Source organism: Pseudomonas sp. 02C 26, assembly GCF_002843585.1.
In the GTDB taxonomy this organism is placed as follows: Bacteria; Pseudomonadota; Gammaproteobacteria; order Pseudomonadales; family Pseudomonadaceae; genus Aquipseudomonas; species Aquipseudomonas shirazensis.
Window position 1 is genome coordinate 4,438,372 of record NZ_CP025262.1, and the last position, 25,791, is coordinate 4,464,162.

Genomic DNA, 25,791 nt, shown 5'->3' on the forward strand with positions numbered 1-25,791 from the left:
TCGTTGCTACCTGTAACTTAAAGCGGCAAACGCCCGGCCAGGCGTGAAGCCTGACCGGGCGCTACCTGCAGAGGCGTTGCCAACCGCCCTGGGGCGGGGCATCTGCCAGCTCGACCCTTACAGGGTACGAGCCACCTGGACTTTCTCGAAGACTTCGATCTTGTCGCCGACCTTGACGTCGTTGTAGCTCTTGACGCCAATACCGCACTCCATGCCGGCACGAACTTCGGCAGCGTCGTCCTTGAAGCGACGCAGCGATTCCAGCTCGCCTTCGAAGATCACAACGTCTTCGCGCAGAACGCGGATCGGACGGTTGCGGTACACGGTACCTTCGATGACCATACAGCCAGCGACGGCGCCGAACTTCGGCGAACGGAACACATCACGTACTTCTGCAACGCCCAGGATGTTCTCGCGAACATCACTGCCGAGCATGCCGGTCAGGGCTTTCTTGACGTCTTCGATGATGTCGTAGATCACGTTGTAGTAACGCATATCCAGACCTTCCTGCTCGACGATCTTGCGCGCGCCGGCATCGGCCCGCACGTTGAAGCCGAACAGCACCGCGTTGGACGCCAGGGCCAGGTTGGCATCGCTCTCGGTGATACCACCGACACCGCCACCAATCACACGGACCTGCACCTCGTCGTTGCCCAGACCGCCGAGCGAACCCTGCAGTGCTTCCAGGGAGCCACGAACATCGGTCTTGAGGACGATGTTGAGGGTCTTCTTCTCTTCCTGACCCATGGTCTCGAAGATGTTTTCCAGCTTGCCGGCGTGAGCACGGGCCAGCTTGACCTCGCGGTATTTGCCTTGACGGAACAGGGCAACTTCGCGGGCTTTCTTCTCGTCGCCAACTACCGACAGCTCGTCACCGGCTTCCGGAGTGCCATCGAGGCCGAGGATCTCGACCGGGATCGATGGGCCGGCTTCTTTGACTGGCTTGCCGTTCTCGTCAAGCATGGCACGCACGCGGCCATAGTTGGAGCCGACCAGGACCATGTCGCCCTGACGCAGCGTACCGTCCTGAACCAGGATGGTAGCGACCGGGCCGCGGCCCTTGTCCAGACGCGATTCGACGACCACACCACGACCAGGCGCGGTTGGGGTAGCCGACAGCTCGAGGATCTCGGCCTGCAACAGAACGGCTTCAAGCAGTTCGTCGACGCCGGTACCCATCTTCGCCGAAACCTTGACGAATGGAGTGTCGCCACCCCAGTCCTCGGAGGTCACGCCTTCTACCGACAGTTCGTTACGAATGCGGTCGAGGTCAGCGCCTGGCTTGTCGATCTTGTTCACTGCAACAACCAGTGGCACGCCAGCGGCTTTCGCATGCTGAACAGCTTCACGGGTCTGCGGCATCACGCCGTCGTCCGCCGCCACCACCAGGATGACGATGTCGGTCGCCTTGGCACCACGGGCACGCATCTGAGTAAACGCGGCGTGACCAGGGGTGTCGAGGAAGGTGACCATGCCACGGTCGGTTTCGACGTGGTAGGCACCGATGTGCTGGGTGATACCACCGGCTTCGCCAGCAGCAACCTTGGCACGACGGATGTAGTCGAGCAGCGAGGTTTTACCGTGGTCGACGTGGCCCATTACGGTCACGACCGGAGCACGCGAGGTGACTTCACCTTCGAACTTCAGCGATTCGGCCAGGGAATCTTCCAGCGCGGTGTCGCTGACCAGCGTGACCTTGTGGCCCAGCTCTTCAGCTACCAGCTGTGCAGTTTCCTGGTCGAGGACCTGGTTGATGGTGACCGGAGTACCCATTTTGAACATGAACTTGACCACTTCAGCGCCTTTGACGGACATCTGGTTGGCCAGCTCGGAGACGGTGATGGTCTCGCCGATGCTCACGGCACGGATAACCGGGCCGGTAGGGCTCTGGAAACCATGCTGGTTGCGCTTCTTCAGCTTGCCCTTGCCACGGCCACCGCGTCGGAAGCCATCGCTTTCTTCTTCGGTGGTACGCGGAGCAGCACGCGGAGTCGGGGTCTTTTCTTTCTCTTTGACCTTGACCTTGACCGACACGCGCGGCGCTTCGCCACGGCCGCGACGGTCTTCGTTGCGGGCACGGTCTTCGGTGCGGCGCACTTCTTCTTTCTTGCGCTCGGCGGCGCGAACCGCTGCCTCCTCGGTCAGAGGCTCTTGCGGCGCAGCTGCCGGGGCCGGTGCAGCGGCTGCAGGAGCAGCGGCGGCAACAGGCTCAGGCTTGCTCGCAACAGCACCCTGCGGGGCGTCACGCTCGGCGATACGCTGACGCGAATCGATGTTGGCTTTTTCGCGTGCGGCGTTTTCAGCCACGCGACGCTCTTCCAGCTCACGCGCCTGCTCAGCCTGGATTTCTTCCGGGCTGCGCTGAACGAAAACTTTCTTCTTGCGTACTTCTACGCTGATGCTCTTGCTACCGGCTACACGCAGGGTGCTAGTGGTTTTGCGCTGCAAGGTAATCTTGCGCGGCTCTTCCGCTTTAGCCTTGTGGCTGCTCTTCAGATGAGTCAGCAAAGCCTGCTTCTCATTGTCGGTCACTACCTGACCGGCGTCGGTGTGCGGCAAACCCGCCTCACGCATCTGCTGCAGCAGGCGCTCAACCGGTGCAGCGACCTCTTGGGCCAATTCTTTCACCGTGACTTGCGTCATGCACTTCTCTCCTCAGGCCGCGCCTAATTACTCGAACCAGTGGGCTCGGGCGGCCATGATCAACTTGCCGGCACGCTCTTGGTCGATGCCGTCGATGTCGAGCAGGTCGTCAATCGACTGCTCGGCCAGGTCTTCGCGGGTAACCACGCCGCGCACCGCCAGTTCAACCGCCAGGTCATTGTCCATACCCTCAAGAGAGAGCAGGTCTTCGGCCGGATGGGCGTCTGCCAGTTTTTCCTCGGTAGCGATGGCTTTGGTCAACAGGCGGTCCTTGGCACGAGCGCGAAGCTCGTTGACGATATCCTCGTCAAAGCCATCGATGTTGAGCATTTCTTCCAACGGTACGTAGGCAATTTCTTCCAGGCTGGTGAAGCCTTCGTCGACCAGCACCTGGGCGAGTTCTTCATCGACTTCCAGCTCGTCGACAAAGTTGCGCAGGATGTCGCCAGTCTCGGCTTGCTGCTTGGCCTGGATGTCCTTCTCGGTCATCACGTTCAGGGTCCAGCCGGTAAGCTGGCTTGCCAGACGAACGTTCTGACCACCACGACCGATGGCCTGGGCCAGGTTGTCCTCGCCAACAGCGATGTCCATGGCGTGGGCATCTTCATCGACGATGATCGCCGCGACTTCAGCCGGCGACATGGCGTTGATGACGAACTGCGCTGGGTTCTCGTCCCAGAGGACGATATCCACACGCTCACCGCCCAACTCGCCGGACACCGCCTGCACACGCGAACCGCGCATGCCGATACAGGCACCTTGCGGGTCGATGCGCTTGTCCTTGGAGCGAACGGCGATCTTGGCGCGCGAACCCGGGTCACGGGAAGCGGCCATGACCTCGATGAGGCCTTCGGCAATTTCCGGCACTTCGATAGTGAACAGTTCGATCAGCATCTGTGGCGCAGTGCGCGACAGGATCAGCTGCGGACCGCGGTTCTCGGTGCGGATTTCCTTCAACAGTGCGCGCAAGCGCACACCGACACGGAAGGTCTCACGTGGAATGATGTCTTCACGAGCCAGCAATGCTTCGGCATTGTTGCCCAGGTCGACGATAACGTTGTCGCGGGTGACCTTCTTGACGGTGCCGGAGATGATCTCGCCCACGCGTTCGCGGTAAGCGTCGACCACCTGGGCGCGCTCGGCCTCGCGGACTTTCTGCACGATGACCTGCTTGGCGGTCTGAGCGGCGATACGACCGAACTCGATCGAGTCGATCTTCTCCTCGATCACGTCACCAACCTTGGCTTCAGGGTGGGTCTCGTGGATCTTGTCCAGCCAGGTTTCGATCGCCGGATCATCAAGATCCTGCTCATCGACCACGGTCCAGCGACGGAAGGTCTCGTAGTTACCGGTGTGGCGGTTGATTTCCACACGCAGGTCGACTTCGTCTTCAAAACGTTTTTTGGTTGCAGTGGCCAGAGCCACTTCCAGCGCTTCGAAGATCACGCCCGGTGGGACGCCCTTCTCGTTGGATACCGATTCAACAACCAGCAGTACTTCTTTGCTCATCGTACGCCTCGCCTTGCGCAAGCCATTGGGTCCGGTCTAGTCACCGGGCCCGGCACGTCTCAGTCAAAACTGGGAATAATATTGGCCTTTTCGATCGAGTCGATCGGTAGCAGGAACTCTTGATCATCGACCTGGACGATCACATCCTGTTCCTCCACGCCGCGGAGAAGGCCCTGGAAGTTGCGACGACCCTCGAAGGGTGAACGCAGCTTGATCTTCACTTGTTCGCCGGCATGCGAGGCATACTGTTCAAGCGTGAACAGTGGGCGTTCCATGCCAGGAGAGGACACCTCGAGGGTATATTCGGAAGTGATCGGGTCTTCGACATCGAGAACACCGCTGACCTGACGACTGACAATTGCGCAGTCATCCACCAGCACGCCGCCTTCCTTGTCGATATAGACACGCAAGACCGAATGCTTGCCCTGGGCGATGAATTCCACCCCCCAGCATTGATAGCCCAGACCCTCGACAACCGGGGCCAACAAGGCCTGCAACTGTTCTAGCTTGCTCGACACCTGAACCCCCTCGTGCATGCTGTGCAAATAAAAAATGGGCGAAGCGCCCATCCCTGAAAGCGCCGTTGGACAACGACGCCAAAACTGTTCGGCTAGCAAAAAGCCCCTGAAAAGGGGCTCCGCTCAAAACTGGTTGCGGGGGCTGGATTTGAACCAACGACCTTCGGGTTATGAGCCCGACGAGCTACCAAGCTGCTCCACCCCGCGACAAAGCTGGGGCGAAAGTATAAGACTGAACCCCTGGCGGGGTCAATCAGACTTCCACCGACAAGAAAGCCCGCTAAAGCGGGCTCTCTTGCTTCAATTGGTACCGAGAAGGGGACTCGAACCCCTACACCCTATGGGCACAACCACCTCAAGGTTGCGTGTCTACCAATTCCACCACCTCGGCAATACTACAATTTGAAACCCGTTACTTCTGCTCTTCGGTTGGAGGAACTACATCACCCGCTGGGGCAGTGTTGCTCTTCTGTTCCTGGAGCACCGGTACATCATCATTAACTGCCGGCTTAGGCTGCTGAACTTCCAATACTGCTGGATTTGGCAAACCTGCTTGAGTCAGCTCGTGAGCCTTCTCCTTTGCGAAGTATCCTAACCCAAGTGCAGTTAAAAAGAAAGTGGCAGCGAGTACAGCAGTGAATTTACTTAGGAAGGTTGCCGAGCCCTGGCTTCCGAACACAGTGTTTGAGGCCCCTGCGCCGAAAGATGCTCCTGCTTCTGCACCCTTACCTTGTTGCAACAAGACCAACGCTACCAACGACAGCGCAGCCAACAGATGAAAAACAACTACGACGGTTTCAATCATTTGATCAGTGTCCTGCGGCGCGACAAATTGCACCGAATTCGTCTGCGTTCAGGGAAGCTCCACCAATGAGCCCCCCATCGATGTCCGGCATGCCGAACAGTTCGGCCGCATTGGCCGCTTTCACGCTACCGCCGTAGAGAAGTCGCATATTATCAGCAACTTCCGCGTCCAGCACCTGCAATTGAGCGCGGATGGCAGCGTGCACATCCTGAGCTTGTTGCGGCGTGGCCGTCAAACCTGTGCCAATCGCCCAAACAGGCTCATAAGCAATTACCGCATTGGCCAAAGCCTTAACACCGCACGCGTCGATGATACTGCTTAGTTGACGCCCAACAACTTCAAGCGTCTTGCCCGCTTCACGCTCTTCGAGGGTTTCCCCTACACAGAGCACTGGCGTTAAACCACCAGCCTGTGCCGCTGCAAACTTGCGATTGAGCACTTCATCTGTTTCGCCAATGATCTGACGACGCTCCGAGTGACCAATCAACACCAACTTGCAACCGACTTCAGCCCACTGACTCGGTGCAACTTCGCCGGTCAGCGCGCCTTGCTCAGGCTGTATAGCAGAATTCTGTGCACCTACGGTAATCCCTTTACCCTGCAGGCCGTTAATCACCTCAGTGACAAACAGCGCGGGTGGAAATACCGCAACTTCGACACCGGCTGGCAGGGACAAATTGCCCAGGCCTTCGGTCAGCTCAGCGACGCTAGCGCGGGTACCATGCATCTTCCAGTTACCAGCTACCATGGGGCGACGCATGCTTTACCTCGTCGGTCAAAGTGGGCGCAGATCTTACCCAACCAGATCTGCGCTGGCAAGAGCCTTTCAAGCACAAACTTCAGCAACCACCTTGGCCAGGGCTTCGGCATGGCCGCGGACCTGACTTTCGTCGTCACCTTCGACCATGACCCGCACCAGCGGCTCGGTGCCGGACTTGCGCAGTAACACACGGCCACGACCAGCCATCGCCTCGGTCGCCTTGGCACTGGCTTCGATCACTGCCGGGTGCTCCAGTGGGTCGGCCTGGCCAGCGGCAAAGCGCACGTTGATCAACACCTGTGGGCACTTGCGCAGGGCCTGACGGGTTTGCGCCAGGTTCTCGCCGCGGCGCTTGAGCGCCATCAGTACCTGCAGCGCTGCGATGATCGCGTCGCCAGTGCTGGTGTGGTTGCAGCACACCACGTGACCGGAGTTTTCGCCGCCGATCAGCCAGTCGCGCTCGGTCAGCTCGGCCATCACGTAACGGTCACCGACCTTGGCCCGCACGAACGGGATGTCCAGGTCCTTGAGGGCCAGCTCCAGGCCGAGGTTGCTCATCAGGGTACCGACAACTCCGCCCTGCAGCTTGTTACGCTCCTGCAGGTCTCTGGCGATGATGAACAGCAACTCGTCGCCATCGACGATGGCCCCGGTGTGGTCGACCATCAGCACGCGGTCGCCGTCACCATCGAAGGCAATGCCCAGATCGGCATGACCGACCAGCACCGCCGCCTGCAGCGACTCGATGTGCGTCGAGCCGCAGTTGAGGTTGATGTTGAGCCCGTTTGGCTCGGCATGCAGCACGGTGACATCCGCCCCCAGCTCACGGAACACGCTTGGCGCGACTTTGTAGGTGGCACCGTGGGCGCAGTCGATGACCAGCTTGAGGCCTTCGAAACTGGTGCTGCTGGGCACGCTGCTCTTGCAGAATTCGATGTAGCGACCGGCAGCGTCGTTGATGCGCGAAACCTTGCCCAGCTTGCTCGACTCGACTACCTGCATCGGCTGATCGAGCAGCTCTTCGATCATCAGCTCGACTTCGTCAGGCAGCTTGGTGCCCTGGCCGGAGAAGAACTTGATGCCGTTGTCGTCGTGCGGATTGTGCGAAGCACTGATGACGATCCCCGCCTCGGCGTGGAACGTGCGGGTCAGGTAGGCGATGGCCGGAGTCGGCATCGGCCCGAGCAGCATCACATCGGCGCCGGCCGCAGACAACCCGGCCTCCAGCGCAGACTCGAACATGTAACCGGAAATCCGCGTGTCCTTGCCCACCAGCACGCGGCAGGCGCCCTGCTTGCGGAAGGCCATGCCGGCTGCCCAGCCAAGCTTGAGCATGAAGTCAGGAGTAATCGGAGCGACGCCAACGCGACCGCGGATACCATCGGTACCAAAGTATTTTTTGCTCATAGGAACTCCAATGTTCTTATTCGGCGTTTTGCACGGCAGCGATCATGCGCACCACGTCGACGGTCTCAGCCACATCATGCACACGCAGGATGCTTGCACCCTTGGTCATGGCCAGCGCGGCCAGGGCCAGGCTGCCATACAAGCGCTCACCGACCGGGCGATTCAAGGCCAGGCCGATCATGCTCTTGCGCGAGACACCGACCAGCAACGGCCGCCCCAGGCGATAGAGCGCTTCCATGTGCTTGAACAGGCTGAGGTTGTGATCCAGCGTCTTGGCGAAACCGAAACCGGGGTCGAGCACGATGCGCTCGGCACTGATTCCAGCCGCGGCACAGGCGGCCATACGCTGCTCAAGGTAACGCGTCACGTCGACGGTCACGTCGTCGTAATGCGGGTTGTTCTGCATGTTGTCCGGGTCGCCGCGCATGTGCATCAGACACACCGGCAGGCCGGTCGCGGCGGCAGCATCGAGTGCCCCATCACGCTCCAGCGCGCGCACATCGTTGATCAGCCCGGCACCAAGCCTGGCTGACTCACGCATCACTGCGGGCGTTGAGGTATCGACCGAGATCACCACATCGAGGCGGCTGCTGATTGCCTCGACCATGGGCGCAACGCGCTCGAGCTCTTCGGTAACCGATACCGCACGGGCACCCGGACGAGTCGACTCGCCACCGATGTCGATCAGGCTTGCGCCGGCGGCGACCATGGCTTCTGCATGACGCAGGGCCTCGTCACGCCGACTGAAGCGACCGCCATCAGAGAACGAATCAGGGGTGACATTGAGGATACCCATGACATGGGTATGCGACAAATCAAGAACCCGGTTGCCGCAAGGCAACCGGGTCGGGTACAGCTGTGAGGTCATGATAAACCTTAGATTTGAGCCGCTGGACCGCCGATCGGCGACTCCGGACGATCATCCTGGGAGGCCGACGTACCCGATGGACCGGTATCGTTGTTATCCCAATCACGAGGTTCACGCGGGGTACGGCCATTCATGATGTCGTCGATCTGATCGGCATCGATGGTTTCGTACTTCATCAAGGCCTCGGCCATGGCGTCGAGCTTGTCGCGATTGTCGGTGAGGATCTGCTTGGCCGTGGCGTAGCAGTGGTCGATGATGCTGCGCACTTCAGAGTCGATCAGCTTGGCGGTTTCGCCGGAAACGCTGGTCTGCTGTGCACCGGCACTGCGACCAAGGAACACTTCGCCGTCTTCTTCGGCGTACATCAGCGGGCCGAGTTTTTCCGACAGGCCCCACTTGGTAACCATGTTACGAGCGATCTGGCTGGCACGCATGATGTCGTTGGAGGCACCGGTGGTGACGCCATCGAAGCCCAAGGTCATCTCTTCGGCGATACGGCCGCCGTACAGCGAGCAGATCTGGCTGATCAGGGCACGCTTGGACAGGCTGTAACGGTCTTCCTCGGGGAGGAACATGGTCACACCCAGGGCACGGCCACGCGGAATGATCGAGACCTTGTAGACCGGGTCATGCTCAGGCACGACGCGACCAACGATGGCGTGACCGGCTTCGTGGAAGGCCGTGTTGCGCTTTTCTTTCTCGGACATGACCATGGTTTTGCGCTCGGCGCCCATCATGATCTTGTCTTTGGCCAGCTCGAATTCTTTCATCTCGATGACGCGCTTGCTCGAACGTGCGGCAAACAGCGCGGCTTCGTTGACCAGATTGGCCAGGTCGGCACCGGAGAAGCCTGGAGTACCACGGGCAATCACAGCGGCATTGACGTTGTCGCCAATCGGCGCTTTGCGCATGTGCACCTTGAGGATCTGCTCACGACCACGGATGTCTGGCAAACCAACCACGACCTGACGGTCGAAACGACCAGGACGCAGCAGCGCCGGGTCAAGCACGTCAGGGCGGTTGGTTGCAGCAATGACGATGATGCCATCGTTGCCTTCAAAGCCGTCCATCTCGACCAGCAATTGGTTGAGGGTCTGCTCACGCTCGTCGTGACCACCACCCATGCCGGCGCCACGGTGGCGACCGACGGCATCGATTTCGTCGATGAAGATGATGCACGGCGCGTGCTTTTTAGCTTGTTCGAACATGTCGCGAACGCGGCTTGCACCGACACCCACGAACATTTCGACAAAGTCGGAACCGGAAATGGTGAAGAACGGCACCTTGGCTTCGCCGGCAATGGCCTTGGCCAGCAGGGTTTTACCGGTACCTGGTGGGCCTACCATCAGCACGCCACGCGGGATACGGCCGCCCAGGCGCTGGAACTTGCCCGGATCGCGCAGGAACTCGACCAGCTCGCCGACTTCTTCCTTGGCCTCGTCGCAACCGGCGACGTCAGCCAAGGTGGTTTTGACCTGATCTTCCGACAGCAGCCGCGCCTTGCTCTTGCCAAAGCTCATCGGCCCGCCCTTGCCACCGGCACCGCCCTGCATCTGGCGCATGAAGAACATGAACACCGCAATGATCACCAGGATCGGGAAGCTGGCAACCAGCAGTTGAGTCCAGATGCTTTGCTGCTCAGGCTGCTTGCCTTCAACAACCACGTTGTTGTTGACCAGGTCACCGATCAGGCCGTTGTCGGCGATGGCCGGACGCACGGTCTTGAAGGTGTCGCCGTCAGAGCGTTTGCCGGTAATGATGGCGCCGTCGACGGTGACGCGCTCGACCTTACCGTCCTTGACCTGCTGAATGAAGTCAGAATAGTTGAGGGTTTGCGGCTCGTTCGGGCTGGAGAAGTTGTTCATCACTGTCACAAGGACAGCAGCGATGATCAACCACAGGATCAGATTCTTTGCCATGTCGTTCAATTAGCTACCCTCTGAGGCCGGCGCAACGACGCAGCCGTGCCTCGCATGATATTCATCGCCCTAACTTACTACATTACCTGCGCAACCGCAGGCACCGTCTGTAACCCTTTGTGAAACCAGACTACACGAAGTTCGGACGATCCTGACGCAGCGGCTGATTGGATTTACCTATCGGCAGCTGCTCAAGCCGCTATCTCACGCCCCTTTGAAGCCTTTAGCCACCATGTATTGCTCACGGGAGCGATCTCGGGACGAGCTCGGCTTGCGCATCTGTACCTTGTCGAATTTGCGACGCACGTCTTTGAGGAACACATCAAAACCTTCACCCTGGAAGATCTTGATCACGAAATCTCCGCCTGGGCGCAACACCCGAGTGCTCAGATCAAGTGCCAACTCGCAGAGGAACATGGCTTTGGGCATGTCTACCTCAGGCGTACCACTCATGTTGGGGGCCATATCGGAAATCACAAGGTCCACATGCGAATCACCTACCGCGGCAAGAATGCTCTGCAGTACCGAATCCTCGGTAAAATCGCCGTGAATGAAGGTGACATCCGGGATCGAGTCCATCTCGAGAATGTCGGACGCGATCAGGCGGCCCTTGCCACCAATCAGACGACTGGTCACCTGCGACCAGCCACCTGGCGCTGCGCCGAGGTCGATCACGCTCATGCCAGGACGGATCAAACGGTCCTTTTCCTGGATCTCCAGCAGTTTGTAGCTCGCACGCGAGCGGTAGCCGTCCTTCTGCGCCTGTTTGACGAAAGGATCGTTGAAATGCTCTGTCAGCCAGTTCTGGCTGCTTTTGGAACGCTGTACCAAGGGGCACCTCGATGAATAGCTTCGTGATTGACTGGGCGCAGCCACGGGCGCTCGGGTAAAATGGCTTCCAATTTTACAGAATCAGACGAAAAGGGTCAGATTATGCCGCTCAACAACGAGCAGAAGAAGCAGTACAAGTCTATTGGTCACGACCTCAAGCCGGTCCTGATTGTCGCCGGCAACGGTCTTAATGAAGGCGTGATCGCCGAACTGGATCGTGCTCTGGCTGACCATGAGCTGATCAAAGTCGAAATTCGCTCGGAAGATCGCGAAGAACGCAAAGCCGCGATCGCCGGGCTGTGCAAGGCTGGCCGTGCTGAACTGGTGCAGACCATCGGCAAAAAAGCGCTGATCTACCGCAAGAACCCACAGCCAAACAAGCAACTCTCGAACATCCACCGCAACAAGTGACGGTGGCTCCGCTCAGCGGCGCGCCTGGCGCGCCCTGACCGGGACGGGCTGGGCTACCAGCACGATGCCGGAAAAGCCCAATACCAAAAAGCAGAACATCTGCCAGCGCTCACCTACGGATATACCGTAGCGTAGCGTGTAATAGCTGACGCAGGCAGCAAAGCCGAGCAACAACATCTGCCCGCGAAACTGCCGCCACCAGGCCGGCAGGCCATCGACCCTCGCCAGCACCGCCAGCTGCACCATCAAACCCAACCAGGCCACGCCGACCAACCAACGGTCGATCTGCGTTGCGACGTCCTGCACCAGCAACGGCGCAAGCCCGGTGACCTTGAGTGCGGGCACCAGCCCTACATGGAATACCCACAGGCCGCCGACCCAGAAAACCTGGGACAGCTGCCAGAGAATCCCTTCGAGGGAAGGCGCCCGCAGGCGCCGATCAGATGTGTTTGACTTCGACAATCTCGTACTCGACCGTGCCGCTAGGCGTCTTGATCACGACAGTATCGCCTTCTTCCTTGGCGATGATGGCGCGAGCGATAGGTGCACCGACCGAGAGTTTGCCGAGTTTCACGTTGGCTTCATCTTCACCAACGATCTGATACGTCACACGCTCGTCGGTTTCGGTGTTGGCCAGCTCGACGGTGGTGCCGAAAATGACCTTGCCCGTATGCGGGATGGTCGTCACGTCGATCACCACGGCGTTTTGCAGACGGCCTTCGATGTCGCGGATACGCGCCTCGACCATGCCCTGCTCCTCACGGGCGGCATGGTACTCGGCGTTTTCCTTGAGGTCGCCCAGCTCGCGCGCTTCACCAATCGCTTGGCTCAGGCGTGGACGCTCGGTCTTGCTCAGAAACAGATGCTCTTCTTCCAGGGCGCGAGCGCCCTGGACGGTCATCGGGTATTTGGTAATGCTCATGCTTTGAGTCCTGCATGCAGATCCTGCAAGCGCCGCACGGTCTTTTCAGGGCCGAACTTCAGCGCTTCACAGATGGCTTCACCGGCCGCAATGGTAGTGGTGCAGTAAATCTTGTGCTGCAGCGCATTGCGACGAATCGAATAGGAGTCGGCGATCGACTGGCGGCCTTCGGTGGTGTTGATGATCAGCGACACTTCGTCGTTCTTGATCATGTCGACCACGTGCGGGCGACCTTCGGTCACTTTGTTCACGCGACGTACTTTCAGGCCAGCGGCTTCGATGAGCTTGGCGGTGCCAACGGTGGCAACCAGCTCAAAGCCGAGGTTGATCAGGTCGCGGGCAACGCCAGCCACTTGTGGCTTGTCGTCGTCACGTACGCTGATGAACGCAGTGCCGCCGGTTGGCAGTACTTCGCTGGCACCCATCTGGGCCTTGGCGAAGGCTTCACCGAAGCTGTCGCCGACACCCATGACTTCACCGGTGGATTTCATCTCAGGGCCGAGGATCGGGTCAACCCCTGGGAACTTGGCGAACGGGAACACCGCTTCCTTGACGCTATAGAAGTTAGGAATGATCTCCCTGGTGAAGCCGATTTCCTTGAGGGTCTTGCCGGCCATGACGCGGGCGGCAATCATCGCCAGCGAGGTGCCGATGCACTTGGACACGAACGGTACGGTACGCGAGGCGCGCGGGTTGACTTCGATCACGTAGATCTTGTCGCCCTGCAGGGCCAGCTGCACGTTCATCAGGCCAACCACGCCCAGTTCCAGTGCCATCTTCTTGACCTGCTCGCGCACTTCGTCCTGCACATGAGCCGGCAGCGAGTACGGTGGCAGCGAGCACGCCGAGTCACCGGAGTGAACGCCGGCCTGTTCGATGTGCTGCATGATCGCGCCGATAACCACGTCGGTGCCGTCGCAGACCGCATCCACGTCCATCTCGATGGCGCAGTTGAGGAAGTGGTCGAGCAGCACCGGGCTGTCGTTGGACACTTGCACCGCTTCACGCAGGTAGCGCTTGAGCTCGTCCAGTTCGTAGACGATTTCCATGGCGCGGCCGCCGAGCACGTACGAAGGACGTACCACCAGCGGGTAACCGATCACGCCGGCAGCGCGGATCGCTTCTTCTTCGCTGCGCACGGTAGCGTTAGGCGGCTGCAGCAGGTTCAGGCGCTGCACCATCTGCTGGAAGCGCTCACGGTCTTCGGCGCGGTCGATGGCGTCAGGGCTGGTACCGATGATCGGCACGCCGGCTTCTTCCAGAGCGCGAGCCAGTTTCAGCGGAGTCTGGCCACCGTAGTGGACGATCACGCCTTTTGGCTTCTCAACGCGGCACACTTCCAGCACGTCTTCCAGGGTCAGCGGCTCGAAGTACAGGCGGTCGGAGGTGTCGTAGTCGGTGGAGACGGTTTCCGGGTTGCAGTTGACCATGATGGTCTCGTACCCGTCTTCGCGCAGCGCCAGGGCTGCGTGTACGCAGCAGTAGTCGAACTCGATGCCTTGGCCGATACGGTTCGGGCCGCCACCGAGGATCATGATCTTGTCACGGGTCGACGGGTTGGCCTCGCACTCTTCCTCGTAGGTCGAGTACAGGTAGGCGGTGTCGGTGGCGAACTCGGCGGCGCAGGTGTCAACGCGCTTGTACACCGGGAACACTTCCAGCTTGTGGCGGTGGCGACGCAGGGTCTTGTCGGTAACACCCAGCAGCACAGCCAGGCGCTGGTCGGAGAAGCCCTTGCGCTTGAGGCGCAGCATCAGGTCTTTGTCGATGGCCGACAGGGCCAGGGTCTTGACCCTCTCTTCGTCCTTGATCAGGTCTTCCATCTGCACCAGGAACCAGTGGTCGATACCGGTCAGGGCGAAGATTTCGTCGCAGGTCATGCCCGAGCGCATGGCGTCGGCGACGTACCAGATACGCTCGGCGCCTGGCACGGTCAGCTCGCGCTTGAGGATGCTGGCGGCTTCAGGGCTGCTCAGGTCGACTTTCGGGTCGAGGCCGCACGCGCCGACTTCCAGGCCGCGCAGGGCTTTCTGCAGGGATTCCTGGAAGGTCCGGCCGATGGCCATGACTTCACCGACCGACTTCATCTGCGTGGTCAGGCGGGCGTCGGCTTTCGGGAATTTCTCGAAGGCAAAGCGCGGCAGCTTGGTCACTACGTAGTCGATCGACGGTTCGAACGACGCTGGGGTACGGCCGCCAGTGATGTCGTTGGTCAGCTCGTCGAGGGTGTAACCGACAGCCAGCTTGGCGGCGATCTTGGCGATCGGGAAGCCGGTGGCTTTCGAGGCCAGCGCCGAGGAGCGGGAAACCCGTGGGTTCATCTCGATCACGACCATACGGCCGGTGTCCGGGCAGATACCGAACTGAACGTTGGAACCGCCGGTTTCGACACCAATTTCACGCAGCACCGCCAGCGAGGCGTTGCGCATGATCTGGTATTCCTTGTCGGTCAAGGTCTGTGCTGGCGCCACAGTGATCGAGTCACCGGTGTGCACGCCCATCGGATCGAAGTTTTCGATCGAGCAAACGATGATGCAGTTGTCCTTTTTGTCGCGGACAACTTCCATCTCGTACTCTTTCCAGCCGATCAGCGATTCGTCGATCAGCAGCTCTTTGGTCGGCGACAGGTCGAGGCCGCGAGCGCAGATTTCTTCGAACTCTTCACGGTTGTAGGCGATGCCGCCGCCAGTGCCGCCCATGGTGAACGACGGGCGAATGATGCACGGGAAGCCGAGTTTCTCGAGCACTGCGTTGGCTTCGTCCATGCTGTGGGCGATACCCGAACGCGGGCACTCAAGGCCGATGGCCTTCATGGCCTTGTCGAAACGCGAGCGGTCTTCAGCCTTGTCGATGGTGTCGGCGTTGGCACCGATCATCTCTACGCCGAACTTTTCCAGAACGCCTTCGCGCTCCAGGTCCAGGGCGCAGTTCAGAGCGGTCTGGCCGCCCATGGTTGGCAGCAGCGCGTCCGGACGCTCGGTCTCGATGATCTTGGCAACGGTCTGCCACTTGATCGGCTCGATGTAGGTGGCGTCGGCCATGGCCGGGTCGGTCATGATGGTGGCTGGGTTGGAGTTCACCAGGATGACGCGATAGCCTTCCTCGCGCAGCGCTTTACACGCCTGGGCGCCGGAGTAGTCGAATTCGCAGGCCTGGCCGATAACGATCGGGCCAGCGCCGAGAATCAGGATGCTTTTAATGTCTGTACGTTTTGGCATTGGGTGCTCACTCAAATCCGCGGGTCAGTCGGCAAGCCGGCTTGAACATGCTCAGGTCAGGCGCTGCCGGACGCAGCCAGGGCTGGTCCGGGGCCTGGATGGCGAATGCTCAGCGGCGCTTGGCCATGGCATCGATGAAACGATCGAACAGCGGCGCGACGTCAGTCGGGCCAGGGCTTGCCTCAGGGTGACCCTGGAAGCTGAAGGCGCTCTTGTCGGTGCGCTCGATGCCCTGCAGGGTACCGTCGAACAGCGACTTGTGGATCGCCCGCACGTTGCCTGGCAGGGTCGCTTCGTCAACAGCAAAACCGTGGTTCTGGCTGGTGATCATGACAACGCCGGTGTCGAGGTCTTGCACTGGGTGGTTGGCACCGTGGTGGCCGTGACCCATTTTCACCGTCTTGGCGCCGGAGGCCAGGGCCAGCAGCTGGTGGCCGAGGCAGATGCCGAACACCGGAATCTCGGTCTCGAGCACTTCCTTGATCGCCTGGATGGCGTAGTCGCATGGCTCAGGATCGCCTGGGCCGTTGGACAGGAACACGCCGTCCGGATTGAGCGCGAGGACTTCGCTGGCTGGCGTTTGCGCAGGAACCACGGTCACGCGGCAGCCACGCGCAACCAGCATGCGCAGGATGTTCAGCTTGACGCCATAGTCGAAGGCAACCACGTGGTAAGGCAGGTCGGCAGCGGCGATTTCGGCATGGTCGTTGGTTTTCAGGTCCCACACGCTGGAGCGCCACTCGTAACGCGCTTTGGTGGAAACTTCTTTGGCCAGGTCCATGCCCTTCAGGCCCGGGAAGCCGCGGGCAGCTGCGATGGCGGCTTCTTCGCTGATGTTGTCACCGGCCAGGATGCAGCCGTTCTGAGCGCCCTTCTCACGCAGGATGCGGGTCAGGCGACGGGTGTCGATGCCAGCGATGGCAACCACGTTGTGCTCTTTCAGGTACTCGGACAGCGACTGGGTCTTGCGCCAGTTGCTGGCAACCAGCGGCAGGTCACGGATGACCAGGCCAGCCGACCAGACGCGGTCGGATTCTGCGTCGCCCGGGTTGGTGCCGGTGTTACCGATGTGCGGGTAAGTCAGGGTAACGATTTGCTGGGCGTAGGAAGGGTCTGTAAGAATTTCCTGGTAGCCGGTCATAGCGGTGTTGAACACCACCTCTCCAACAGTCTGGCCGTCGGCACCGATGGCTTCACCGCGAAAAATGCTGCCATCAGCAAGGGCGAGTATGGCTGGCTTAGTCAAGAAGACCTCCCGTAAATAAAGCCTGAAAGGGCGATCGCAGGTTGCAAAAAAGCGGAGTGACGTATGGACACGTCACCCCGCTTCATGTGCTGAATATCTCTGCGCGCTTTTAGTGAACACACTAAAGCTGTAGCTTACAGAAATTGATGATTTTGGTCTACCGCGCATGTGTCGAAAATGCACACCAATGCGACAGGCACTTTAATTCCGAGTTGGACCCTTCGCGGATAAACCCGCTCCCACCGGGATCGCTGTGGGAGCGGGTTTACCCGCGAAGCAGACGCGGCCGACCTTACTGATCAGTGCAGTTCGAGCACATCCTGCATGTCGTACAAACCTGGCGCACGCCCGTCCAGCCACAACGCTGCACGCACCGCGCCCTTGGCGAAGGTCATGCGGCTCGAGGCCTTGTGGGTGATCTCGACGCGCTCGCCATCAGCGGCAAACAGCACCGTGTGATCGCCCACGATGTCACCCGCACGCACGGTAGCAAAACCAATGGTCTTGCGATCACGCGCGCCGGTCTGGCCTTCACGGCCATACACCGCCACTTCCTGCAGATCACGACCCAGCGCCTGAGCAACCACTTCACCCATGCGCAGCGCGGTACCCGACGGTGCATCGACCTTGTGCCGGTGATGCGCTTCGCTGATCTCGATGTCGACCTCGTCACCCATCACCCGGGCAGCGATGTCGAGCAGCTTCAGGCACAGGTTGACGCCAACACTGAAGTTGGCAGCAAACACGATCGGGATGTCTTTACCGGCTTCGGCCAGCAGCAGTTTCTCTTCTGCCGAGAACCCGGTCGTACCAATGACCATGGCCTTGCCCGCCTTGCGGCAGAACGCCAGGTTCTTCAGGGTCACCGACGGGTGCGTAAAGTCGATCAGCACGTCGAACTCATCGGCGACCTTGGCCAGGTCACCCGAGATGGTCACACCGATCCGACCCTGCGCCGCCAATTCGCCTGCGTCAGCGCCGACCAGCGAGCTGTCGGGCTTGTCGATGGCGGCCGTGAGGCCGGCGCTTGGCGCCTGTTGCTGCACAGCCTCGACGAGGATCTTGCCCATCCGCCCTGCTGCACCCATTACCGCAATACGTCGCATAGCCTGTTCCTTGTCAGAGATCGCCGAAGAAGCGCTTCACACCCTCGAACCAACCGTTGGCCTTGGGCGAATGGGAGCTGTCACCTTCGAGCGAGTCACGCAGCTCTTCGAGCAGCTCACGCTGACGACGGCTGAGGTTGACCGGGGTTTCCACCGCGACCCGGCACAGCAGGTCACCAGCACCACCGCCACGCACCGGCGCGACGCCCTTGCCACGCAAGCGGAACTGCTTGCCGGTCTGGGTGCCTTCAGGGATCCTCAGTTTGACCCGACCATCCAGAGTCGGCACTTCCAGCTCGCCACCCAGGGCGGCATCGGTGTAGCTGATCGGTACTTCGCAGTACAGATGCTTGCCGTCACGCTGGAAGATCGCGTGCTCACGCACGTTGATCACCACATACAGGTCGCCAGTCGGGCCGCCATGGGCACCCGCCTCGCCTTCGCCGGACAGGCGAATGCGGTCGCCGGTATCGACCCCAGCCGGGACCTTGACCGACAGCGTCTTGTACTCTTCGACACGGCCTTCGCCGTGGCACGAACCGCACGGGTCGGTGATGATCTTGCCCTGGCCATGGCAGCGCGGGCAGGTCTGCTGCACCGAGAAGAAGCCCTGCTGCATGCGCACCTGGCCGATACCGCCACAGGTCGGGCAGGTCGACGGGGTCGAGCCCTTCTTCGCACCACTGCCGTCGCATGGCTCGCAGTTGACCAGCGTCGGTACACGGATGTTGACCGTGGTGCCGCGCACGGCTTCTTCCAGGTTCAGCTCGAGGGTGTAGCGCAGGTCGCTGCCGCGTGCGGCGCCACCACGGCCACCACCCCGGCTGCCGCCGAAGAAGTCGCTGAACACATCACCAAAGATGTCGGAGAAGTTGGCGCCACCGAAGCCTGCACCGCCGCCACCCATGCTTGGGTCGACACCAGCGTGACCGTATTGGTCGAACGCTGCGCGCTTGCTCGCATCAGACAGCACTTCGTAGGCCTCGTTGGCCTCCTTGAACATGTCTTCGGATTCTTTGTCGCCCGGGTTACGGTCCGGGTGGTACTTCATCGCCAGTCGGCGGTAGGCCTTTTTGAGGTCACCTTCACTGGCGCCGCGCTCGACCCCCAGGACCTCATAATAATCACGCTTGGACATAGGTCATTTGCACTCTTGTGGGCGTTCGGCAAAGCTCTGCGCGTTCCGCGCCGTGCCGCCAGCACCTGCCGCTACACATGACTCATGCGCCCTGACAGATGCTGTAAAAATTCTCGTATTCCAGACACACCAACGCGGGAGCAAGCCCCCGCGCGGCGACATCCTACCAGCTCAACACCAAGCGGCGCTGAGCTGGCCGACAACTAGCAGGGATTACTGCTTGTTGTTGTCTTTCACTTCTTCGAACTCGGCGTCAACCACGTCATCGTGCTTGGCTTCCGGCTCGGCTTGCTGCTGGGCGCCGCCCTGAGGCTGTTCAGCCGACTGCTCGGCGTACATCTTCTGAGCAACTGGTGCGGAGACCTTGGACAGCTCTTCGACCTTGGCATCGATGGCAGCTTTGTCGTCGCCTTTGACAGCGGCTTCCAGAGCAACCACGGCAGCTTCGATCGCGGTTTTTTCTTCCGCGGTCACTTTGTCACCGGCATCCGCGACCATTTTGCGAGTCGAGTGGACCAGCGCGTCACCCTGGTTACGGGCAGCGGCCAGTTCTTCGAACTTGCGGTCTTCCTCGGCGTTGGCCTCGGCGTCACGCACCATGCGCTCGATCTCTTCGTCGGACAGACCGGAGTTGGCCTTGATCACGATCGACTGAGTCTTGCCGGTAGCCTTGTCTTTCGCGCCGACGTGCAGGATGCCGTTGGCGTCGATGTCGAAGGTCACTTCGATCTGTGGCACACCACGTGGTGCTGGTGGAATGTCGGCCAGGTCGAATTTACCCAGCGACTTGTTCTGACCAGCCTGCTTACGCTCACCTTGCAGCACGTGAATGGTCACGGCGTTCTGGTTGTCGTCGGCAGTCGAGAACACCTGCGACTTTTTGGTCGGGATGGTGGTGTTCTTCTCGATCAGCGCAGTCATCACGCCGCCCATGGTTTCGATACCCAGGGTCAGCGGGCTGACGTCCAGCAGCAGTACGTCTTTGACGTCGCCGGCCAGTACCGCGCCCTGGATAGCTGCGCCCATGGCAACGGCTTCGTCCGGGTTGACGTCTTTACGTGCTTCTTTACCGAAGAAATCGGTAACCAGCTTCTGGACCAGCGGCATACGGGTCTGGCCGCCGACCAGGATCACGTCGTTGATCGCGCCAACGTCGATACCGGCGTCTTTCAGAGCGATGCGGCAAGGCTCGATGGTGCGCTGCACCAGGTCTTCAACCAGCGATTCCAGCTTGGCGCGGGAAATCTTCACGTTCAAGTGCTTAGGACCGGTCGCATCTGCAGTGATGTACGGCAGGTTGACGTCGGTCTGCTGGCTCGAGGACAGCTCGATCTTGGCTTTTTCAGCGGCTTCTTTCAGGCGCTGCATCGCCAGCGGGTCACCTTTGAGGTTCATGCCGCTTTCTTTCTTGAACTCGTCGACGAGGTAGTCGATCAGGCGAATGTCGAAGTCTTCACCACCGAGGAAGGTGTCACCGTTGGTGGCCAGTACTTCGAACTGGTGCTCGCCGTCGACTTCGGCAATTTCGATAACCGAAACGTCGAAGGTACCGCCGCCCAGGTCATAAACGATCACGGTGTGATCGCCCTTGGCCTTGTCCATACCGTAAGCCAGCGCAGCTGCGGTTGGTTCGTTGATGATACGTTTTACGTCCAAACCTGCGATGCGGCCGGCGTCTTTGGTGGCCTGACGCTGGCTGTCGTTGAAGTAGGCCGGAACGGTGATGACCGCTTCGGTAACTGGCTCGCCCAGGTAGTCTTCGGCGGTTTTCTTCATCTTTTTCAAGATTTCAGCCGAGATTTGTGGCGGTGCCATTTTCTGGCCGTTTACTTCAACCCAGGCGTCGTTGTTGTCAGCCTTGACGATCTTGTACGGGACCATCTGAATGTCTTTCTGCACGACTTCTTCGTCGAAGCGGCGACCGATCAGACGCTTTACCGCGTACAGGGTGTTGTGCGGGTTGGTGACTGCCTGGCGCTTGGCCGACTGACCGACGAGGATTTCGCCGTCGTTGGCGTAAGCGATGATCGAAGGGGTAGTACGCGCGCCTTCGGCGTTCTCGATAACCTTGACGTTACCGTTTTCCAGGATGGAGACGCACGAGTTGGTGGTCCCCAGGTCGATACCGATGATTTTGCCCATGTTAACTCTCCCGAAACTGAATTAGCTGGCAGCGGCTACATTGGCCAACTGCGGTAATACTTGAATGCTTGACACTAAGATGGGGTCACCCAAACAGATTTCAAGCCTGTTCGTTGATCGAAGGTTGCGCTGCCGCAGGCGCCTTGCTGACCACCACCATGGCGGGGCGCAGCAGACGGCCGTTGAGCATATAGCCCTTCTGGAACACCTTGAGCACGCTGTTCGGCTCTACCTCGGCGCTCTCTTGCATGGCCATCGCCTGGTGATGTTCGGCGTTGAACGGTTCACCGTGCGGGTCAATGGCTTCGAGGTTGTAGCGCTTGAGGGTGTCGCTGAACATCTTCAGGGTGAGCTCGATACCATCGCGCATTGGCTTGATGGTTTCGTCGTCGGCGCTGGACAGTTCCAGGCCGCGCTCGAGGCTGTCGATTACCGGCAGCAGGTCGCTGGCAAACTTCTCCAGGGCGAACTTGTGCGCTTTCTCGACATCCTGTTCGGCCCGACGACGCACGTTCTGCAGGTCGGCAACGGCGCGCAGGGATTGATCCTTGGCCGCGGCCAGCTGCTCCTCGAGCACCTGAATACGGGTACCGAGATCCTCAGAACCTGCTTCTTCGGTGTTTGGGGTGTTTTCGTCCAGCTGTTCGTCAGCCATTGGGTATCTCCTCCGCAATTTCTGTTGTGCGAGCCTTGCTCGCTCCGTTGACGGCTATATGGGGTCGGAAAAATCAGCTTCAAGGGCTGAGGCGGTTTTCCATCGGCGCGAAAGCAATCTACCAATGGATATTGTCAGGCAGGCAAAAAGCACTGTATAAATATCCAGACCTGACCTTTCGGGAGCCGCCCTCATGCTGGTGCACCTGTCCATCCACAACTACGCCATCGTCGAACACCTGGACCTCGAGCTGTCTCGCGGCATGAGTGTGATTACCGGTGAAACCGGCGCGGGCAAATCGATCATGCTCGACGCCCTCGGCCTGGCCCTGGGCGATCGCGCCGACAGCGGCGTGGTCCGCCCCGGCGCCGACAAGGCCGACATCCTCGCCACCTTCGACCTGGTCGACATTCCCGAGGCCAGCGTCTGGCTGAAAGAACGCGACCTCGACGGCGAAGGCCTGTGCATCCTGCGCCGGGTGATCACCGCCGAAGGCCGCAGCCGTGGCTATATAAATGGCACGCCCTGCCCGCTCGGCGACCTCAAGGCCCTCGGCGAACTGCTGATCGACATACACAGCCAGCATGAGCACCAGTCGCTACTGAAAACCGACACTCACCGCCGCCTGGTCGACGAGTACGCCGGTGCCAGCGACCTCTCGCGCCAGGTGCAACTGGCGGCGCAGCGCTGGCGGCAAACCCGCCAGGAGCTGGAGCGGCTGTCCAACTCCGGCGACGAACAACGCGCCCGGCAACAGCTGCTGAGCTATCAGCTGGAAGAGCTGGACAACCTCGCCCTCGGCGAAAACGAGCTGGAGCAACTGGAGCAGGAGCACAAGAGCCTGACCAACGCCGAAGCCCTGTTCGGCATCTGCCGCCAGGTCATCGATCAATGCAGCGAGAGCGACTCGGGCAATGTGCTCAATGCCCTGACCGCCAGCCTCAACCGCCTCAGCGCGGTGACCGGCGGGCCGAAGGCGCTGGACGAAGCGGCGACCATGATTGCCAGTGCGCAGATCCAGGTCGAAGAAGCGGTCGGCGAGCTCAATCGCTTCCTCGACAACTTCGACGCCGACCCGATGCGCCTGCAAGCGCTGGAAGAGCGCCTCGATACTATTTATACGCTAGCGCGCAAACACCGCGTGCACCCGACCGAACTGCCGCACCTGCAACAGCGTTTGATGGAAGAGCTTGAAGGCCTCAACGCCAGTGACGAGTCACTTGAGCGCCTGGGTGAAGAGCTGGCCGCCTATGCCCAGCACTATCAAACCAAGGCCCGGGAACTCAGCGCCCTGCGCAAACAGGCGGCTGCGCAACTGGCCACAGCGGTCGAGCAGGAAGTGCAGCGCCTCGGTATGCCGGGTGGGCGTTTCTGTATCGAGCTGAACCCGTTTGAAAGTGCCGAGCCTTCGCCGCATGGCCTGGAGCAGATCGAACTGCTGGTCAGTGCCAACCCAGGGCAGCCGCTTAAAGGTTTGGCCAAGGTAGCCTCCGGTGGCGAGCTGTCGCGGATCAGCCTGGCGATTCAGGTGATCACTGCGCAGACCTCGCGCATCCCGACTCTGGTGTTCGACGAAGTGGACGTCGGTATCGGCGGGCCCACGGCGGAAATTGTCGGCCAGTTGCTGCGCCGACTTGGCGAACGCGGGCAAGTGCTGACCGTGACCCACCTGCCACAGGTGGCGGCGCAAGGGCATCATCATCTGTTTGTGCACAAGGTGCGTGACAGCGAGACCACGCACACGGCGGTGGCCAGTCTCGGCAAGCGTGAGCGGGTTGAGGAAGTGGCGCGGATGTTGGGCGGGATCGACCTGACCAAAGAATCGCTGGCGCATGCGCGCAAGATGGTCGTTACCAGCAAATAAGTGATTGGGGCCGCTGCGCGCCCCTTTCGCGACACAAGGCCGCTCCTACAGATGACCGTGTGCTTTCTGTAGGAGCGGCCTTGTGTCGCGAAAGGGCCGCAAAGCGGCCCCAAAAACACAACTGGCGGGCACGACCTCGAAAGATCGCCCCGCCAGCCGTCAACGATCTAAATCGTTACCGCTTCTTACGCACATAAAGAACCAGATTATGGTCCACGAGCTCAAAGCCATGCTCGGCCACGATCTCTTTCTGGCGCTTTTCGATTTCCGAATCGAAGAACTCGATGACTTCGCTGGTCTCCACGTTGACCATATGGTCGTGGTGACCGCCATCCGCCAGTTCAAACACCGCGTGGCCGCCGTCGAAGTTATGACGAACCACCAGGCCCGCTGCTTCGAACTGGGTCAAAACCCGGTAAACAGTGGCCAGACCGACGTCCTCGCCAGCCTCCATCAGCGCCTTGTAGACATCCTCGGCACTCATGTGTCGCTGCTCGGTAGAATCGAGCATCTGAAGGATCTTAACTCGAGGCAGTGTCACCTTGAGACCAGCTTTACGTAGTTCGCTATTTTCAACCATGGTCAGCTTTCTCGCCGATGCTGCTTCGCAGCTTCTCTTAATACGGGTATGATCGGGGTTTACGTTGTCCAGCCAAGATAGTGGAAGTCGCCCACCGATGCAAAAGTCCAAGCTCTTGCTAACCAGCCTCACCCTAGTGGGACTGCTCGCACTCGCCGGTTGCTCGTTTCCCGGGGTTTACAAAATCGACATCCAGCAGGGCAATGTCGTCACGCAGGACATGATAGACCAATTACGCCCGGGAATGACCCGTCGGCAAGTAAGGTTTATCATGGGCAACCCGCTGATCCAGGATACTTTCAACACCAACCGTTGGGATTATCTCTACAGCTTGCAGCCTGGTGGCGGTAAACGTCAGCAAGAGCGCATGAGCATCTTCTTCAATGAAGGTGATCAGCTGGTCAGTCTGTCCGGTGACTTCATGCCTGGCGTCAGCCGAGATCAAGAGATCCTCGGTGGCAGCGGTGATACTACCGTCAGCCCGGACGCTCAGCCTGGCCAACCCACCCAGCCAGAAGAAAAACCAGCTCGTCGCGGCTCGACCGAAGAATCGATCCAACGCGAAATCGACACCATCGAAGCCACACCGGTGCCGACTCCAGCTCCGCTGGATACCAATCCGCAGTAAGCAGATTGGCTCCAAGAAAAAGCCCGAACCTAGGTTCGGGCTTTTTTATGCCTGCGCTTTGCCAAATCGTCAGCCGTTGAGCTGCTTGGCACGCTGGCAGAAAGCATCGACCAGAGTATTCGCGGCCTGGTTGAACAGCGGCCCGAGGGTGGCGCGCACGATCGGCCCGGCATAATCAAACGACAGGTCGAGGCTGATCTTGCAGGCCTTGTCACCCAGCGGCTTGAACACCCACACGCCGTGCAACTGGCTGAACGGGCCTTCTTCAAGGTTCATCTCGATCGACTGCCCAGGCACCAGCACATTGCGCGTAACAAAGTGCTGGCTAAGCCCGCCTTTAGCCACTTCCAGCTTGGCGCGCATGCTCGTCTCGCTGCTCTCGAGCACCGTCGAGGCCGAGCACCACGGCAGAAATTCTGGGTAGCTGGCGACGTCGTTGACCAGGTCATACAGCGCCTGGGCAGGGTACGGCAGCAGGGCAGAGCGTTGAATATGGGTAGTCATCCAGGCATCGATTCCAAGGCTGGGCGGCAGCACTTCGCAGCTCACCGAAAACAGGTTCTGTGGGTTACACAGTGTGTCCATTGTCCGGGATTCACCCGGCAGGCTCAAGCGCACCGA

22 protein-coding genes and 2 tRNA genes are annotated in these 25,791 nt (G+C 60.1%); 3 read left to right on the plus strand and 21 right to left on the minus strand.

Annotation, left to right across the window (positions count from 1 at the left end):
* Positions 1 to 117: 117 nt before the first annotated feature.
* The 11 genes from infB to rlmE all read right to left on the minus strand — a co-directional run bounded on the left by infB (position 118) and on the right by rlmE (position 11,260).
* Positions 118 to 2,643 (minus strand): translation initiation factor IF-2, encoded by a 2,526-nt coding sequence (gene infB / locus CXQ80_RS20225; protein WP_101322155.1) that lies wholly within the window; start codon positions 2,641 to 2,643, stop codon positions 118 to 120.
* 27 nt (positions 2,644 to 2,670) lie between these two features.
* Positions 2,671 to 4,152 carry a transcription termination factor NusA gene (gene nusA, locus CXQ80_RS20230; RefSeq protein WP_101322156.1) on the minus strand — a complete coding sequence of 494 codons (1,482 nt, stop codon included), beginning with the start codon at positions 4,150 to 4,152 and terminating at the stop codon, positions 2,671 to 2,673.
* 59 nt (positions 4,153 to 4,211) lie between these two features.
* Positions 4,212 to 4,670: a ribosome maturation factor RimP gene (gene rimP, locus CXQ80_RS20235; RefSeq protein WP_150571338.1), complete on the minus strand. Its 459-nt coding sequence runs from the start codon at positions 4,668 to 4,670 to the stop codon at positions 4,212 to 4,214.
* Between the two features lie 130 nt (positions 4,671 to 4,800).
* Positions 4,801 to 4,877 (minus strand) — tRNA-Met (locus tag CXQ80_RS20240).
* A gap of 98 nt (positions 4,878 to 4,975) precedes the next feature.
* Positions 4,976 to 5,061: transfer RNA gene (locus CXQ80_RS20245), tRNA-Leu, on the minus strand.
* Positions 5,062 to 5,082: 21 nt separating this feature from the next.
* Positions 5,083 to 5,475: a preprotein translocase subunit SecG gene (secG, locus tag CXQ80_RS20250; RefSeq protein ID WP_101322157.1), complete on the minus strand. Its 393-nt coding sequence runs from the start codon at positions 5,473 to 5,475 to the stop codon at positions 5,083 to 5,085.
* Between the two features lie 4 nt (positions 5,476 to 5,479).
* Complete coding sequence (gene tpiA / locus CXQ80_RS20255) at positions 5,480 to 6,235, minus strand: triose-phosphate isomerase (RefSeq protein WP_101322158.1); 756 nt, start codon at positions 6,233 to 6,235, stop codon at positions 5,480 to 5,482.
* A 66-nt stretch (positions 6,236 to 6,301) separates the two neighbouring features.
* Positions 6,302 to 7,642: a phosphoglucosamine mutase gene (gene glmM, locus CXQ80_RS20260; protein ID WP_101322159.1), complete on the minus strand. Its 1,341-nt coding sequence runs from the start codon at positions 7,640 to 7,642 to the stop codon at positions 6,302 to 6,304.
* Between the two features lie 16 nt (positions 7,643 to 7,658).
* The gene (gene folP, locus CXQ80_RS20265; RefSeq protein ID WP_101322160.1) at positions 7,659 to 8,510 is read right to left on the minus strand and encodes a dihydropteroate synthase; all 852 of its coding nucleotides are present in this window, start codon (positions 8,508 to 8,510) and stop codon (positions 7,659 to 7,661) included.
* An 8-nt stretch (positions 8,511 to 8,518) separates the two neighbouring features.
* The gene (ftsH, locus tag CXQ80_RS20270; protein WP_101322161.1) at positions 8,519 to 10,429 is read right to left on the minus strand and encodes an ATP-dependent zinc metalloprotease FtsH; all 1,911 of its coding nucleotides are present in this window, start codon (positions 10,427 to 10,429) and stop codon (positions 8,519 to 8,521) included.
* A 204-nt stretch (positions 10,430 to 10,633) separates the two neighbouring features.
* The gene (rlmE, locus tag CXQ80_RS20275) at positions 10,634 to 11,260 is read right to left on the minus strand and encodes a 23S rRNA (uridine(2552)-2'-O)-methyltransferase RlmE (RefSeq protein WP_101322162.1); all 627 of its coding nucleotides are present in this window, start codon (positions 11,258 to 11,260) and stop codon (positions 10,634 to 10,636) included.
* A gap of 102 nt (positions 11,261 to 11,362) precedes the next feature.
* On the opposite strand from rlmE, the gene yhbY reads away from it, so the two are divergent.
* Positions 11,363 to 11,671 (plus strand): ribosome assembly RNA-binding protein YhbY, encoded by a 309-nt coding sequence (gene yhbY, locus CXQ80_RS20280; protein WP_101322163.1) that lies wholly within the window; start codon positions 11,363 to 11,365, stop codon positions 11,669 to 11,671.
* 12 nt (positions 11,672 to 11,683) lie between these two features.
* On the opposite strand, the gene CXQ80_RS20285 is transcribed toward yhbY, so the two are convergent.
* The 8 genes from CXQ80_RS20285 to grpE form a co-directional block, all read right to left on the minus strand.
* Positions 11,684 to 12,133 (minus strand): MFS transporter, encoded by a 450-nt coding sequence (locus tag CXQ80_RS20285; protein WP_101322164.1) that lies wholly within the window; start codon positions 12,131 to 12,133, stop codon positions 11,684 to 11,686.
* Positions 12,111 to 12,593 carry a transcription elongation factor GreA gene (gene greA / locus CXQ80_RS20290; protein ID WP_178080796.1) on the minus strand — a complete coding sequence of 161 codons (483 nt, stop codon included), beginning with the start codon at positions 12,591 to 12,593 and terminating at the stop codon, positions 12,111 to 12,113. The genes CXQ80_RS20285 and greA overlap by 23 nt, the downstream gene beginning before the upstream one ends.
* Positions 12,590 to 15,811 carry a carbamoyl-phosphate synthase large subunit gene (gene carB / locus CXQ80_RS20295; RefSeq protein WP_101322165.1) on the minus strand — a complete coding sequence of 1,074 codons (3,222 nt, stop codon included), beginning with the start codon at positions 15,809 to 15,811 and terminating at the stop codon, positions 12,590 to 12,592. The genes greA and carB overlap by 4 nt, the downstream gene beginning before the upstream one ends.
* Before the next feature lie 109 nt (positions 15,812 to 15,920).
* Entirely contained in the window at positions 15,921 to 17,057 is a 1,137-nt protein-coding gene (gene carA, locus CXQ80_RS20300) for a glutamine-hydrolyzing carbamoyl-phosphate synthase small subunit (protein ID WP_101322166.1), read from the minus strand.
* Between the two features lie 299 nt (positions 17,058 to 17,356).
* Positions 17,357 to 18,163 carry a 4-hydroxy-tetrahydrodipicolinate reductase gene (dapB, locus tag CXQ80_RS20305; RefSeq protein ID WP_101322167.1) on the minus strand — a complete coding sequence of 269 codons (807 nt, stop codon included), beginning with the start codon at positions 18,161 to 18,163 and terminating at the stop codon, positions 17,357 to 17,359.
* Positions 18,164 to 18,176: 13 nt separating this feature from the next.
* Positions 18,177 to 19,301 (minus strand): molecular chaperone DnaJ, encoded by a 1,125-nt coding sequence (dnaJ, locus tag CXQ80_RS20310; RefSeq protein ID WP_101322168.1) that lies wholly within the window; start codon positions 19,299 to 19,301, stop codon positions 18,177 to 18,179.
* A 213-nt stretch (positions 19,302 to 19,514) separates the two neighbouring features.
* The gene (dnaK, locus tag CXQ80_RS20315) at positions 19,515 to 21,443 is read right to left on the minus strand and encodes a molecular chaperone DnaK (protein ID WP_101322169.1); all 1,929 of its coding nucleotides are present in this window, start codon (positions 21,441 to 21,443) and stop codon (positions 19,515 to 19,517) included.
* Positions 21,444 to 21,543: 100 nt separating this feature from the next.
* Entirely contained in the window at positions 21,544 to 22,098 is a 555-nt protein-coding gene (gene grpE, locus CXQ80_RS20320) for a nucleotide exchange factor GrpE (RefSeq protein WP_101322170.1), read from the minus strand.
* Positions 22,099 to 22,291: 193 nt separating this feature from the next.
* On the opposite strand from grpE, the gene recN reads away from it, so the two are divergent.
* Positions 22,292 to 23,962, plus strand: coding sequence for a DNA repair protein RecN (gene recN, locus CXQ80_RS20325; RefSeq protein ID WP_101322171.1), 1,671 nt, complete (start codon positions 22,292 to 22,294; stop codon positions 23,960 to 23,962).
* Positions 23,963 to 24,137: 175 nt separating this feature from the next.
* On the opposite strand, the gene fur is transcribed toward recN, so the two are convergent.
* Positions 24,138 to 24,542 (minus strand): ferric iron uptake transcriptional regulator, encoded by a 405-nt coding sequence (gene fur, locus CXQ80_RS20330; RefSeq protein WP_101322172.1) that lies wholly within the window; start codon positions 24,540 to 24,542, stop codon positions 24,138 to 24,140.
* Between the two features lie 97 nt (positions 24,543 to 24,639).
* On the opposite strand from fur, the gene CXQ80_RS20335 reads away from it, so the two are divergent.
* Positions 24,640 to 25,170: an outer membrane protein assembly factor BamE gene (locus CXQ80_RS20335; RefSeq protein WP_101322173.1), complete on the plus strand. Its 531-nt coding sequence runs from the start codon at positions 24,640 to 24,642 to the stop codon at positions 25,168 to 25,170.
* A 69-nt stretch (positions 25,171 to 25,239) separates the two neighbouring features.
* Here CXQ80_RS20335 and CXQ80_RS20340 read toward each other — a convergent pair whose 3' ends face one another.
* Complete coding sequence (locus tag CXQ80_RS20340) at positions 25,240 to 25,674, minus strand: type II toxin-antitoxin system RatA family toxin (protein ID WP_101323113.1); 435 nt, start codon at positions 25,672 to 25,674, stop codon at positions 25,240 to 25,242.
* Positions 25,675 to 25,791: the final 117 nt, after the last annotated feature.